The organism is Candidatus Magnetaquiglobus sp. (genome assembly GCF_058402785.1).
This window is the reverse complement of record NZ_JBZVFG010000017.1, coordinates 37,234-50,017: the sequence shown is the minus strand read 5'-3', so window position 1 is coordinate 50,017 and position 12,784 is coordinate 37,234. Positions and strand designations below refer to the sequence as shown.

General features: G+C 61.6%; 12 protein-coding genes. 3 read left to right on the top strand and 9 right to left on the bottom strand.

Annotated features, from left to right (window positions below; genetic code table 11):
- Nucleotides 1-5 precede the first annotated feature (5 nt).
- The 3 genes from ACV4UY_RS07885 to ACV4UY_RS07875 all read left to right on the top strand — a co-directional run bounded on the left by ACV4UY_RS07885 (nucleotide 6) and on the right by ACV4UY_RS07875 (nucleotide 1,909).
- Nucleotides 6-638: a class I SAM-dependent methyltransferase gene (locus tag ACV4UY_RS07885; RefSeq protein ID WP_491607053.1), complete on the top strand. Its 633-nt coding sequence runs from the start codon at nucleotides 6-8 to the stop codon at nucleotides 636-638.
- Nucleotides 635-1,168, top strand: coding sequence for a cytochrome b (locus ACV4UY_RS07880; RefSeq protein WP_491607052.1), 534 nt, complete (start codon nucleotides 635-637; stop codon nucleotides 1,166-1,168). Before ACV4UY_RS07885 ends, ACV4UY_RS07880 begins: the two co-directional genes overlap by 4 nt.
- 138 nt (nucleotides 1,169-1,306) lie before the next feature.
- Entirely contained in the window at nucleotides 1,307-1,909 is a 603-nt protein-coding gene (locus ACV4UY_RS07875) for a nitroreductase family protein (protein WP_491607051.1), read from the top strand.
- Nucleotides 1,910-2,469: 560 nt separating this feature from the next.
- Here ACV4UY_RS07875 and ACV4UY_RS07870 read toward each other — a convergent pair.
- From ACV4UY_RS07870 to ACV4UY_RS07830, 9 genes are all read right to left on the bottom strand, one after another.
- Nucleotides 2,470-3,366, bottom strand: coding sequence for a metallophosphoesterase (locus ACV4UY_RS07870; protein WP_491607050.1), 897 nt, complete (start codon nucleotides 3,364-3,366; stop codon nucleotides 2,470-2,472).
- 48 nt (nucleotides 3,367-3,414) lie between these two features.
- A complete protein-coding gene (gene pdxA, locus ACV4UY_RS07865; RefSeq protein WP_491607049.1) occupies nucleotides 3,415-4,425 on the bottom strand; it encodes a 4-hydroxythreonine-4-phosphate dehydrogenase PdxA in 1,011 nt (336 codons plus the stop codon).
- Entirely contained in the window at nucleotides 4,422-5,774 is a 1,353-nt protein-coding gene (locus ACV4UY_RS07860) for a peptidylprolyl isomerase (protein ID WP_491607048.1), read from the bottom strand. The genes pdxA and ACV4UY_RS07860 overlap by 4 nt, the downstream gene beginning before the upstream one ends.
- Nucleotides 5,758-8,022: an LPS-assembly protein LptD gene (locus tag ACV4UY_RS07855; protein ID WP_491607047.1), complete on the bottom strand. Its 2,265-nt coding sequence runs from the start codon at nucleotides 8,020-8,022 to the stop codon at nucleotides 5,758-5,760. Before ACV4UY_RS07855 ends, ACV4UY_RS07860 begins: the two co-directional genes overlap by 17 nt.
- 43 nt (nucleotides 8,023-8,065) lie before the next feature.
- Nucleotides 8,066-9,367 carry a bifunctional folylpolyglutamate synthase/dihydrofolate synthase gene (locus ACV4UY_RS07850; protein WP_491607046.1) on the bottom strand — a complete coding sequence of 434 codons (1,302 nt, stop codon included), beginning with the start codon at nucleotides 9,365-9,367 and terminating at the stop codon, nucleotides 8,066-8,068.
- Entirely contained in the window at nucleotides 9,367-10,320 is a 954-nt protein-coding gene (gene accD / locus ACV4UY_RS07845; protein ID WP_491607045.1) for an acetyl-CoA carboxylase, carboxyltransferase subunit beta, read from the bottom strand. Before accD ends, ACV4UY_RS07850 begins: the two co-directional genes overlap by 1 nt.
- Nucleotides 10,321-10,432: 112 nt before the next feature.
- Nucleotides 10,433-11,296: a DUF4351 domain-containing protein gene (locus ACV4UY_RS07840; protein ID WP_491607044.1), complete on the bottom strand. Its 864-nt coding sequence runs from the start codon at nucleotides 11,294-11,296 to the stop codon at nucleotides 10,433-10,435.
- A gap of 202 nt (nucleotides 11,297-11,498) precedes the next feature.
- Nucleotides 11,499-12,131, bottom strand: a complete 633-nt coding sequence (locus tag ACV4UY_RS07835) for a phosphoribosylanthranilate isomerase (protein ID WP_491607070.1) — start codon at nucleotides 12,129-12,131, stop codon at nucleotides 11,499-11,501.
- Nucleotides 12,132-12,192: 61 nt separating this feature from the next.
- Nucleotides 12,193-12,552, bottom strand: a complete 360-nt coding sequence (locus ACV4UY_RS07830; protein ID WP_491607043.1) for a hypothetical protein — start codon at nucleotides 12,550-12,552, stop codon at nucleotides 12,193-12,195.
- Between the last annotated feature and the right edge of the window lie 232 nt (nucleotides 12,553-12,784).

The window sequence follows — 12,784 nt, the reverse complement described above, 5'->3', positions numbered from 1 at the left end:
CCGCCATGAGCACGCCACCCCGCCAGATCGGAGAATTCACCGATTGGGAGAGCCGCTACCGGAGCGATGCCATCGACAAGCTCCCCTGGTACACCCCGGAACCGGATGGCGATCTTCTCGCCACCCTCTCCACCCGTGCCATGCGCAACGGCCACTTCCTGGATCTGGGCACTGGTCCCGGCACCCAGGCGGTCTGGCTGGCCAGACAGGGGTTTCGGGTCACCGGCACCGATCTTTCCCAAACCGCGCTGGAATCGGCCCGTCGGTACGCGCAGGACGCGGGGGTCGAGGTCACATGGGTCATCGACGACATCCTGAACACCTCTTTGGCCGGTCCCTTCGACTGGATCTTCGATCGCGGCTGCTTTCACGTCCTGCCGCCGGAGCGGCGTGCCGATTATGTGGCAACCCTTCACCGTCTGCTCGCGCCGGGTGGTCTGCTCCTCCTCAAGACCTTTCACGTCCAGGAAACCCGCATGGAGGGTGGTCCATACCGTTTCGACGCTGCGGCCATCGACCAACTCTTCTCCAGCCACTTCCAACCGATCGAAAGTCGCGCCAGTCGTTTCGAGGGAACCCTCGAACATCAACCCGTGGCACTCTTCACCCTTCTTGAGCCCCGTGACCCGCGCCCATGAACCCTCCCCTCCCCATCCGATTCGATCCGGTCGCGCGCCTGCTGCACTGGACCATGGCGTTCCTGTTGATCGGCATGGTGATTCTTGGTTTCTACGCCGCCAATCTCAAGCCCGACGATCCGATCGCCCCGCGTCTGTTCCACTGGCACCGCTCCCTGGGTGTGTTTGCCTTCGTCCTGGCGGTCATTCGTTTGAGTTGGCGTCTGCGTCACCCCCTGCCACCCTTCCACGCGGCCATGCCGGAGTGGGAACGACGGGACACGGTACGGATCGAGCGCGGTCTCTACCTGCTCATTCTGGTCATCCCGATCACCGGCTATCTGGCCTCCACCGCGGATGGCAAGGCGGTGAGCGTGTTCGGTCTGGAACTCCCGGCGCTCCTGGAGGCCGACAAGGCGCGTGGCACCGCGTTGGCCGCCGCCCATTTCGGCACCGCGCTCCTGTTGACCACGCTCGCCACCCTGCACATTCTGTTCGTGTTCAAACACCATCATCTCGACCGGGATGGTTTGTTGTCGCGCATGTGGTAACATGGCCTCCACTTTCTCTCCGACCAGCGCATGACCAGGATCATCCGGTCGTCTGGTCGTATCGCCCGAAAAACGGATCTCGGGCCATTCCCTGAAGGGACTCGATCCCAACCGATACTTTTTTGAAGGAACATCAAGATGGATGTACTCGCCGCCATTGAGAACCGTCGTGCGGTCAAACGTTTCGATCCCGATCATGTCATGAGTCGCGAGGAGGAGGAGCGTTTGTTGCGTCTGACCATCCTTTCCCCCACGGCCTTCAACATCCAGAACTGGCGTTTCGTGGTGGTGCGTTCCCGTTCGTTGCGCGAGCAGATCCGCGCCGTGGCCTGGAATCAGGCGCAGATCACCGACGCCTCGTTGCTGGTGATCGTGTGTGCCGATCTGAAGGCCTGGGACAAGCAGCCGGAGCGTTACTGGCGTTCCGCCCCGTCGGAGACCCAGCAGACGCTGGTTCAGATGATTCGCGGTTACTATTCCGGCAACGACGCCTTGCAGCATGACGAGGCGATCCGGTCCGGAGGCATCGCCGCGCAGACGTTAATGCTGGCCGCGCAGGGGATGGGCTATGACTCCTGTCCCATGACCGGATTCGATTTCGAGGCGGTGGGGCGATTCATCCGCATGCCGCCGGATCACATCGTCACCATGATCGTGGCGGTGGGCAAGGCGTCGGCCCCGGCCAATCCGCGTGGGGGGCAGTTGGATCTGGATGAGGTGCGGGTGTTGGATCGGTTTTGAGGATGGGATGATTCGGAAAAACTGTCGCGTGGAGAGAGGACAACCGGGTAAACCGTCGCCGGGGTCCGGGGGCCGGCTCGGCCCCCGGCGGAGGTTCGGAGGCAGAGCCTCCGAGGTTTTGCCTTTGCTTGAATGTCTTTTAGCGCGCTCTTCAAAAAAGCGCTTTTTCGCGCCTTTTGCGAAAAAGCGCTGCGCGCAGCCTTGGTTCTCTGTTGACGTTTTGCGTCTTTTGCAAAACGTCAACAGAGAACCCTCGCCAGAACAGGCCGCCGGAGCCGGCTTGGTCGATGACATGCAATTCGCCCTGGGTCGTTGCCCAAAACCGGCAACAACCCAGGGCACATAAGACCGCGCGCTTGCGCCCTTTTTCGCAAAAGACGCGAAAAAGGGCTTATCGTGAAAAGCGCGCGAAAGTCAAAGTCACACAATCAAAAACCAAACCTCAGGGCTTCGCCCCGAACCCCACCAGGGGCCATTGGCCCCTGGACCCCGCCAATTTTCGGCCCCAACCAGACTCCCTCCCCCAACCAGACTCCCGCCCCCCGCCAGTTTTCACCCCTTCACCGATGAATTCCCAACAACTCCCGCATCTGCCTCTTGAACCGCTCCTCCCCACCCTGCCAATACATCTCCCGCGCATTCACAAAATAAACCTCACCCTTGCGGTCCACAATCGCCGCACCCAACAAACTCATCTTCGGCTGATTGTCGTTGTTCACCAACCGCACCCCCGGCGTCTCCATCTCGATGGCCTCGTCCTTCTGCACCAGAATGTTCGGACGATGACCATGCACCACCGTATGAATATCCAACTCCTTGAGCATGCGACTGATCTTCTCCGCACGCTTCTCCCCGTCGAAACTGCTCTCCTGATAATACAAACGAGCCTTCTTGATATTGCCCATCAAAACCTTGCCCTCCTCGGACCGAAACAAGGCATGATGCCCCTCGTAAAACGCCTTGCGCACCCGATCGTTGAAATCATTCAAATCATGCTTCTCGGCCCGGATCTGCGCCAGGAAACGCAACAGATATAATGTTGGATAACCATGCAAAAACAATGTCTTGCCAAAAACATGAATCAGATCGCGCCCGTGAATGAACGCCTCCCGCACCCCACCCAAATAGGTGTATGCCCCCTTTTCCAACCGATGCAACACATCCAGCTCATGGTTGCCATTCAGAATTTTTACATCGCATGTTTTTGGAGCGGTGCGCGATAAATGAATAAAATAATCAATCATGGCCAGGGATGGCGCGAATTTGTTCAGCCAATCGCCGGTGTGGATCACCCGAATGCCATGCACACCCTTGCGCCAGTCCCCCTCCCGATCACACACCCCCACGATGTGCAACGCATAATGCACCGCACGCAAATCGTTGTCGGTGTCCGACAACACCACGGCAAAGCGGGGTTCTTCGTGTTTCTTGTGCTCTTTGTCGTGATGCTTGGACATCCCATCCAACCTTCCTGGTCGTCTCGCGAACCATGCCCTAAACAGGCATCACCCATGCCCCGATCGACGGTTGAAAGCGATCTGCCTGGCCGTCTCCAACGCCACCAGATACGAACCGAGATCGGCAACCCCCTGCCCGGCAATGTCGTGGGCCGTGCCATGATCCACGCTGGTGCGAACGATGGGGAGATTTAATGTTACGTTAACTGCATGACCAAAAGCCAGCATCTTCAGTGGAATCAACCCCTGATCGTGATACATGCACACCACCGCATCATACCCGGCCCGCGCACGGGCATGGAACAGGGTATCCGCCGGCAAGGGACCGCGCAATCCCGGAAACGTCTCCCGCAACTCCCGGCACACCGGCTCGATCAGACGGATCTCCTCGTCGCCGAAGGCACCCCCTTCGCCGGCATGGGGATTGAGGCCGGTCACCACCAGACGCGGTTCAGGCATGGCGAAATCGTGACGCAAGGCCTGCAAGGTCGCCAGGATCAACCCGTGCAACCCCTCGCGCGTCAACGATCGCGACACCGATTCCACGGATTGGTGAATGGTGGCCAACACCACCCGCAACCCCTCTCCAGCCAGCATCATCACCGGCATGCGCACATCCAACAAACGAGCCAGAAGCTCGGTATGGCCGGGGAAATCGAAGCCCGCAGCGTGGATCGACCCCTTGTGGATCGGTGGGGTGACCATGGCGGCCACCTGTCCCGCCTCGGCGAGCCGACAGGCGGTCTCGATGCTCTCGACAACACAAGCGGCATGACCCGGATGAGGCTTGCCGAACGCGAACGCCGCGTGATCGACCGGATTCCGGGTGGCCAGGATGTCGAAATGGTCCGGCGAACCACCCGCATCGACCGTCACCGCGCCGAACACCCGAAACGGAATCGCCAAACCCAGATGGACGGCGGTACGCGCATACACCTCCGGGTCGCCGACATGCAACAAACGATATTCGGATACCCGCTTTTCGGCAAACGCCCTCAATACGATCTCCGGCCCCACCCCCACCGGATCGCCCATGCTGACCGCCAGAAGGTCGATCATCGGTACTCCACGAAAGCACGCAACCGGATATCGCGCAACCATTGATTATAACGCGCGTTGAGCTTGGATTCCATCAACCGCTCCTCCAACTCCTTGCGCCGCGCCTCCAGGGAGTCGGGAGCCAGCTCTTTTTTCTCCTCCACCAGGATCAGATGCCAGCCGAACGGCGTGCGCACCGGCTGGGAAAGCTCGTTGGGACGCAACCGGAAAGCCGCCTCCTCGAACGGCGCCACCATCATCCCCGGCCCGAACCAACCCAATTCCCCACCATCCTTGGCGCTGCCATCCTGGGAGATCTCACGGGCCACTTTCGCGAAATCGGCCCCTTTCATCAACTCCTGACGAATCTTCTGAAGTTTTTCCAGAACCTGACGCTCCTCCCCACCTCCGGCACCCTCGCCGACCTTCAACAGGATATGCCGTGCCCGCACCTTGACCTGGCCAGAACCTCCCGGCCCCTTGCCCTGACGACTATCGAGCACCACCACCACATGATACCCCTGCTGGGTACGAATCGGTTTCGTCACCTCGCCCGGTCGCATGGCAAAGACCACGGTCTCCAACTCCGGCATGATTTCGCCCTGCTTGAACCAGCCGATCTCCCCCCCCTCGATGCCGCTCGGATCATCCGAGAACTGACCGGCCAGATTGGCCAGCGACTCCCCGGCCCGCAACCGCCCGACCAGTTTTTCCGCCAGTTCAGCCTTCTCCGCGACCTTGGAGGCCGAGGTCGATCCATCCACCGCCAGCAGAATCTGCCCCAAACGAACCTCTCTGGGACCGCCACCCCCCTGGGAAACATCATGCAACGCCCGGATCTCGTCGTCGGACACCGACACCATGGGCCGGATCACCTTGGTGATCAGACGGGTCTTCAAAATCTGATCCCGCAATCCCTGACGATACCCCTCCGGATCGATCCCCTGCCGAACCAGGGCTTCGGGCAGCTTGCCGGGAGGGAGCTGGTTGTTGCGCTCCACCTGGGCCATGGCCGAGTCCACATCCTGATCCGAGACATTGAGCCCCATCTGTTCGGCCTTCTGCTCGCGCAGCACCCGTTGAATCAGCTCTTCGAGCACCTTCTGACGAAACTTGTCCTGATCGACGTTGCCGCCCTCCTGACGGATGCGCTCGAGCATGGGACGGGCCGCTTCCTCGACCTCGGAGGCGGTGATGGCCCTGGGTTTGACCGGTTTTTCCGAGACGATGCCCGCCTCGACCACGGCCACGATCCGGTCCGATACCGCCAGAAGCTCCTGCCAGGCCGCGAACGTCAACAACCCGCCCAGGCCGATCGCCAGCCACGCCGGGACCCGACGACGCCCATCACCATCACGAAGAGAAGCCATAGCCACCCAAACCTCGCAACATGAAGAAAAACCCCACGAATCCGCCGCCGTGCTCGCTGGTCTGCGAGGAGAGATCCCGACCGCCGGAAAGCTCCAGGCTCCAACAGGAGTGCTCGTATGTCAAGCCGGTGCGCCAACTCTTGATGGCACTGCTCTCCAACGAATAATCGGCAGTCTGTTTCCAACGCCAGTTCTCATCCAGACGCAGCCGGGTCTGCAAGGATACGTCCTCCAAGGGATCGCGGCTTCCCTCGGTCAGCATCACCCCGGCCATGGGATCGGGACGGTTGCGATGATACCCCAGACCCACCATCACGTTGGCATCGCCATAGTTGACCATGGACTCCACATACTCCATCAGGTTCTGATGCGGGTTGTAGCGCCCACCCAGGGAGAGCCCCCAGTGGCTCCAGGGAAAGAACTCGACCCCGGCCACCATGTTCGAGAAGGCGTGTCCCTGTTGGTACTCCCGATCCCCTTCCGGTGCCCAACGCTGTCCGATGGTGGCGTTCAACAGGTTGCGAATCGCGCCATCATCCTGGCGCCCGTAAAGACGCGAGGTCAAACCATAGGTCACCCACTGCCCGGCGCTCACCCGGTCCTCGCCGGAGTAGAGATTGCCCGCATAGAGATTCGAAACCGTGAAATTGCGCAGGGTGGCGTCAAAGTTCGGCAGACGGCTCTGATCCGAGGCAGAGATCAGGGCATATTGCACCGCCGGCTCCAGGGTATGCTTCCAGGCGCCATTGCCGTAGGTGCGCGACAGGTCCAGATCCAGGCGCACCCGCAAGGAGGCCGATTCGCGCGCCACGGTCGAATCGTAATCCAGACCGGTCTGATTGGGATCCCCCTGGATCCAGTAACCGGTCTCCCGCAGACCCAGGGCACCGCTCACATGACCGATCGGCAGGGTACGCCAGTATTGCAGCTCGGGCGCCAGATCGAACCTCTGCGCCGCGTCGCCGGAGAGTTGATAGAAGCTGTCGAACTTGGCATCGTTGTGCAGCGTGAAGTGACCCACCCGCGTTCCGCTCCCCTCCACGGCCCGATCCAGGGCATGGAGCGGACGATCATCCGTGAAGCTCACATAGGGCAAACGCTGCACCGTGTAACGGTCGTTGGCGGCATCCAGATTCTGGAACCACAGCGAACCGGCCTCGAAATTGGTGAAGCCGTTCTGACGCAACCACAAACGATCGGCGATCAAATGGGACTCCAGACGCCGCTCGCGGGAGTCCACCAGCTTCTTTTGCTGGAAATCGTGCAGAAAATCGCGGGTCTGGCTGGCAGCCAGACGGGCATCCAACTCCCAGCTCTCCAGGTCGTGACGGTGGGTGAAGAGCGTCAATCCGCGATGCCGGTCCTCCACGGTATCGACGATGTTCAACGTGTCGAGGGTGCCGGTGTAGTTCTCCCCCATGTAGCGGTATTGCGCCTTGGTGAGCACGCCGCGCCGCGAGGTGGGGTGCAGGGCGAAGGTGGCATCCCGCTCCGGGGCGATGTTCCAGTAGTAGGGCAGATCCAGTTCGAAACCGTTGCCCCCGGAAACGCGCATCAGAGGATACAGAAAACCGCTCTGCCGCTTGGGCATGAAGGGATGCTGCCACCAGGGCGACCACAACACCGGCACATCCCCCACCCGCAAACTGGCACCGTGGGCGGTCAGGGTGTTCTCGGTCCGGTCCACGTCGATGGTCTCGGCCACCAACTCCCACGACGGAGTTGCCGTGGGTTCGCACTCGCAGGTGGTATACCGTCCCCGTTCCATGGTGAAGGTGTCCTGGGACTTGAACACCACCTTGTCGGCGTTGATCTTGCCCTTGGCACCCTTGATCGTTCCGGAGACCCGATCCATGCTGCCGCTGCGCGTTTCCAGATTCAGGCGCAGGTTGTCGCTGGTGAAAAGATCGCTGCCGCGCATCAGGCGGATGTTGCCGGTGGCCTGGATCTCACGCTGATCGATAAAATAGGTCGCCTCGTCGGCGTAAAGATCCACCCCCCCCTCCTGGGAGAGTTTCACCTTGCCGCGCGCGGTGACCGATCGTTTGTCGTGGTCGATGTCCAGGTGGTCGGCATCCATGTCGAGCGCCCGATCCTCGGCCCAGAGCGCCACCGGCGCCGCCATGATCAGCAGGGACAGCAGGGACGGCAGGGACGGCAGTCGCGCGCCGCGCGCCGCTGCGATTCGTGCCGCGCCAGGCATGCCGCCATCTCGGGTGATCGGAGGTTTTCTGGAATCGCGCTTCATGCGTGGCCTCGGCTCGCTGGAACGTTTATCACAATCGATTCCCTTAACATAGCAGAGAACGGACCTCTCCCACCAGCAACAATGAACCGGTCACCACCACGCGCCCCTCGGGACCGGCCATCACGCGCGCGTGTTCCAGTGCCTGGACCGTATCGTCGCAGGCGACAACGCGCCCATCGTCTGGCCACAACCCGAGCAATTCCGACGCGCTCCGACCCCGCGGCCCACCCATGGGCACCACGACCACCGCGTCGGCCAGCGGCGCGAGCAGCCGGACCATGGTTTGGCCATCCTTGTTGTCGAGCACGGAAAAGAGCAACACCGTCGGTCCACCGCCCCCTGCCGACTCCGGCGAGCGCAGGAACCGTCGCAGGGCGCGGGCGCCGTCCGGGTTGTGGGCCCCGTCCAGCCAGACCGGCGGGGCTCCCGAAAACCGCTCCAGCCGTCCCGGCCAGCATGCCGAACCGACTCCGCTCCGGATCGCCGCGTCGGACACCCCCAAAATTCCCTCGCGCCGCAGACAGCGCAGACCGGCCACGGCCAACGCCGCGTTGGCAACCTGATGCCGACCGGCCAGGGCCGGTCGCGGCAGGATCACCGCCCCTTCCTGATCCTCGAAACGCCACCAACCAACTCGTCCCAGCCCATCGGCAAAGATGCGCCGGCGAAAATCCCGCCCGCCGATCGCCAGAGGCACCCCCCGGCGACGCGCGATCCCCGCCACCACCCGCGTGGTGGCGCGACCGGCGGTATCGGCCACGGCAGGAACCCCTCTTTTCAAGATTCCGGCCTTCTCGAAGGCGATCCGCTCCAGGGAGGGACCCAGATAATCGCAATGGTCCAGGCCGATGGCGGTGACGATGCTCAACAGGGGGGTCACCACGTTGGTGGCATCCAACCGCCCGCCCAGGCCGGTTTCGAGCAGCACGATCCCGGCGCCGCTCCGGAACCGCGCCTGTCTGGCCACATGCAGAAAGGCTGCGGCGGTGGTCAACTCGAAAAAGGTGGTCTCCGCGTCCGGATCGGCGGCCAAGGTTTCGAGAAGGAGCGGATCAAGCTCCCGATCGTCGATCGCGCGACCGTCCAGGCAGATCCGTTCGTTGAAACGGCGCAGATGAGGCGAGGTGAAACGGGCCACCGGGATTCCGGCGGCTCCGAGCATGGCTTCGAGAAAGGCGATCACCGACCCCTTGCCGTTGGTCCCGGCCACATGCATCACGGCAAGATGCCGGTGCGGATCGCCAAGTCGGGCGAGCAGGCGACGGATCGCGGTCAGGCCCGGTCGAATGGTCTCCGACGGGCGGCGTTCCAGGAGTTGGCGCAGGACGGGGGACTCCCCGTCCATCACGGGGAGACCAGGGTTTTCGACTCTGCCGGAAGATGAACCGGATCCAGGCGACCGCTCCGGCCCGCCTCGTCGCGATGATCCCGTCCACGGGTCAGACGGTTGAGCAGATCGGCCAGTTGATCGCGCATTTCGTGGCGCAAGCAGATGCGATCGATAAAGCCGTGCTCCAGCAGGTATTCGCTGCGTTGGAACCCCTCCGGCAGGGTTTCGCGGGTGGTCTGCTCGATGACGCGCGGACCGGCGAAGCAGATCAATGCGTGAGGCTCGGCGAGAATGATATCCCCGAGCATGGCGAACGAGGCCGTGACCCCACCGGTGGTGGGATCGGTGAGCACCGAAATGAAAGGCAGGCCGGCCTCATCCAGGCGGGTCAAGGCGGTGGAGGTGCGGGCCATCTGCATCAGCGAGAGGATCCCCTCCTGCATGCGCGCCCCGCCCGAAGCAGAAAAAACCACATAACCACAGCCGGCATCCACCGCGGCCATGGCCCCCTGGGCGAGTTTGGCACCCACCACCGACCCCATGGAGCCGCCGAGAAAATCGAAATCAAAGGCTGCCACCACCGCCGGAATGGACTGGATGGTCCCCTTGAAAACCCGCACCGCGTCGTGAAGCCCGGTCTCCTTCTGGGCATCGCGCACCCGGTCGCGATAGCGCTTGAGATCCTTGAACTTCAGAGGGTCAGAAGGTTGCAGGTTGGCGAACAGCTCCCGGCGTCCATCGGGATCGAGGGTGATGTCGATGCGCGTGAAGCCGGAGATGCGGAAGTGGTGCTTGCAGTGCGGGCAGACATTCAGATTCCGCTCCAGCTCCTTGTGGAACAGGGTCTGTCCGCACGGTTCGCACTTGATCCACAACCCTTCCGGGGCGTGCTGGGCGCGACTCCCCTCGGATTTGATCTTGGGCCGGATCAGGCGGTTGAGCCAGTTCATCGGTGTATTGGACGTCATGGAATCCAGACTCCCCATGGTTTCCTCCCCTTCATGGCGCAAGAGAAAGGAATTCGTTAGTCAAACAGTGGCTCTCCCTGGCGAGAGGTTCCATGGCCAGGAACGTGGTCAATCAAGAGGCGAACACCTCGTCCACGGAATTGGCGAAAACGAAGTTGTCGCTCCAGGTCTCGATCAGCTCCAGGTTCGCCGATCCGACCTTCTCAATCACCCAATCCGGCGTTTGGCCAAACTTGCGGCGCATCAGTTTCAAGAGCATGGAAGCGGCTTCTTCCTGGCGGCCTTCCTGGCGACCTTCCTGCTTGCTCTCCATCTGCGCTTTCATGAACAACGGTCGCAGCACGTCGTTATCCATTACATTGAATGTCAGGGCCATCTCTTCAGCCTCCTTTTGGATGATCTTCTCAAGTCTCCTCAGCCGGGACAGAACGAACAGTTTCGTCAGGGCATCGGCCCGAGCCTTGGTCGGCAATTCGCTGATGCGGTACAAGAGTTCCCGGATCGTTTCCATCTGCCGGTCCATCCGGCACAGGATGGCCAGGATGTTCTCCTCCAGAAGCGGGCTGGCCATCAACTCCTGGCAGTCGATGGTGCGGATGTCCACCACTTCGTAGCGAAAGGAGAGATTTTTTTCAGCAATCGCCGCCGGCGGATTCCAGGCTTCCAGTCCGACGTACAACACCTTTTGAACCAGATCGCTGTCCGGATAGCGCTGGCGGATCAGCGCATAATAGATCAGCATTCGCCACGACATGCCCTCGGATGCGCTTTGCAACTCCAGGTGCAGGATCGAACCGTCCTCCATTCGAAACACCAGGTCCGGCAGCCACTTCCGGGTGGATGCGAACTCCACGGAGAGCGATTCGATCGCCTGAGAACCGCTCAAAATCCGCAACAGCGTCTGGGGCAGGTGTTCGAACAGATCCTTGAGCGTGGTGTCGTACTGGGAGCGGTTGTTTTCGTTTGTATTCTCCATCCGTGCCTTTTGATATGCCAACCTCTTGATCCGCCATTTGTTCGACTGACCGACCACCCGGTCGGTTCCATGTCTCCGCTTGAAGAGAAGCTGCCGGGCCAACGGTTTTGAATCCGCGACACGGAGCGTTCCAAACAAGGCGGAGGCCGAGGAGTCGGGATGATCCAGCTTCCACCTCGATCAACCGGGCAGAAGCCGATTGTCAGGAGCGGGAAAAAAGGGCGGCGGCTTCCCGAACCCGCCGGACGAATCCGATCATTTTCGCGGGATCCTTGATGCCAGGAGTCGCCTCCACGCCGCTGGAGACATCCACGGCATAGGGCTGCACGCGTCGCACGGCATCCGCCACGTTCTCCGGGTCGAGCCCACCGGCCAGAATCCACGGCACCGGAGGTTGAAACCCCGCCAGAATCGACCAGTCGAACGGCTGGCCCGACCCGCCGTAGTGACCCGCCACCTTGGCGTCGAGCAGCAACCCCTGGACCGGATAGCGTGCCACGCCGATCAGATCCTCAGGGCCCGCGACCCGCAGCGCCTTGATCACCCGTCCGGGCAGATCGCGACAGGCCTCGGGGGGTTCATCCCCGTGCAACTGGATGGCATCCAGCCGGCAACGCCCGGCGGTCTCCAGGATGGTTTCACGCGCCGCGTTGACGAACAGGCCGGTGACGGTGACGAACGGCGGCAGGCGCCGGATGATCGCCGCAGCGGACTCGAGGGTGATGCAGCGCCTGGAACCCTCGAAAAAAACGAATCCCAACGCATCGGCTCCTGCCGCGCAGGCCGCCAGGGCATCCTCGAGGCGGGTGATGCCGCAGATCTTGACGCGCGGCATCATCCGTCACGCCTCGACAAGCCATTCCCCGCGTCGGGCATCAGGGCCGCCATGGCGAGGATCACTCCTCGTCGCCGTCCCCCTCGCCATCCGCCTCCTCTTCATCGTCCTCTTCATCCTCGTCGCCCTCGATGCTGCCGACGACCCGACCCAGGAAGTCGAAGATGCGACGCCCCTCTCCGAACCGCTTTTGATCCTCGTCCAGATCGTCGAGGGTCAACTCCGGATCGAAGGCGTAACGGACCGGTTCATCCTCGGCGATCTCCTCGTCCAGGACATAGATTTCGCACGCCTCCGGATACCAATCCTCGAGGGTGAATTTTCTCGACTCGTCCAGACGGGTGAGGATTGGCGACTTGTTGCCGAACTCCAGGGTGATGCTCTGGCCGGGCTTGATTTTGGCGACTTCGATGCTTTCCATGGGGCAGTGTCCCGAGATTTTGAAGCAAGGTGAACAAGGATGCGACCAATCATGAAGAATAACGAAATCGCCTCGCGCTGGCAACCGCGCAAGAGATCCACACCGAAGGTTTGTGTTCTTTTCAACGCCGTTCAGAGGCTGTTTGGCACCTGCCAAACAGCCTCCACGGCCATGCATGGCCCCCCAATTGCGCAGCCATTGTGAGAAGCACGCTATCGATATGTGTTCGATT

What these genes read in the sequence shown, in the direction of transcription:
- ACV4UY_RS07885 (WP_491607053.1), top strand. Translation starts at nt 6, where the DNA reads ATGAGCACGCCACCCCGCCAGATCGGAGAATTCACCGATTGGGAGAGC.
- ACV4UY_RS07880 (WP_491607052.1), top strand. Translation starts at nt 635, where the DNA reads ATGAACCCTCCCCTCCCCATCCGATTCGATCCGGTCGCGCGCCTGCTG.
- ACV4UY_RS07875 (WP_491607051.1), top strand. Translation starts at nt 1,307, where the DNA reads ATGGATGTACTCGCCGCCATTGAGAACCGTCGTGCGGTCAAACGTTTC.
- ACV4UY_RS07870 (WP_491607050.1), bottom strand. Translation starts at nt 3,366, where the DNA reads ATGTCCAAGCATCACGACAAAGAGCACAAGAAACACGAAGAACCCCGC.
- pdxA (WP_491607049.1), bottom strand. Translation starts at nt 4,425, where the DNA reads ATGATCGACCTTCTGGCGGTCAGCATGGGCGATCCGGTGGGGGTGGGG.
- ACV4UY_RS07860 (WP_491607048.1), bottom strand. Translation starts at nt 5,774, where the DNA reads ATGGCTTCTCTTCGTGATGGTGATGGGCGTCGTCGGGTCCCGGCGTGG.
- ACV4UY_RS07855 (WP_491607047.1), bottom strand. Translation starts at nt 8,022, where the DNA reads ATGAAGCGCGATTCCAGAAAACCTCCGATCACCCGAGATGGCGGCATG.
- ACV4UY_RS07850 (WP_491607046.1), bottom strand. Translation starts at nt 9,367, where the DNA reads ATGGACGGGGAGTCCCCCGTCCTGCGCCAACTCCTGGAACGCCGCCCG.
- accD (WP_491607045.1), bottom strand. Translation starts at nt 10,320, where the DNA reads ATGACGTCCAATACACCGATGAACTGGCTCAACCGCCTGATCCGGCCC.
- ACV4UY_RS07840 (WP_491607044.1), bottom strand. Translation starts at nt 11,296, where the DNA reads ATGGAGAATACAAACGAAAACAACCGCTCCCAGTACGACACCACGCTC.
- ACV4UY_RS07835 (WP_491607070.1), bottom strand. Translation starts at nt 12,131, where the DNA reads ATGCCGCGCGTCAAGATCTGCGGCATCACCCGCCTCGAGGATGCCCTG.
- ACV4UY_RS07830 (WP_491607043.1), bottom strand. Translation starts at nt 12,552, where the DNA reads ATGGAAAGCATCGAAGTCGCCAAAATCAAGCCCGGCCAGAGCATCACC.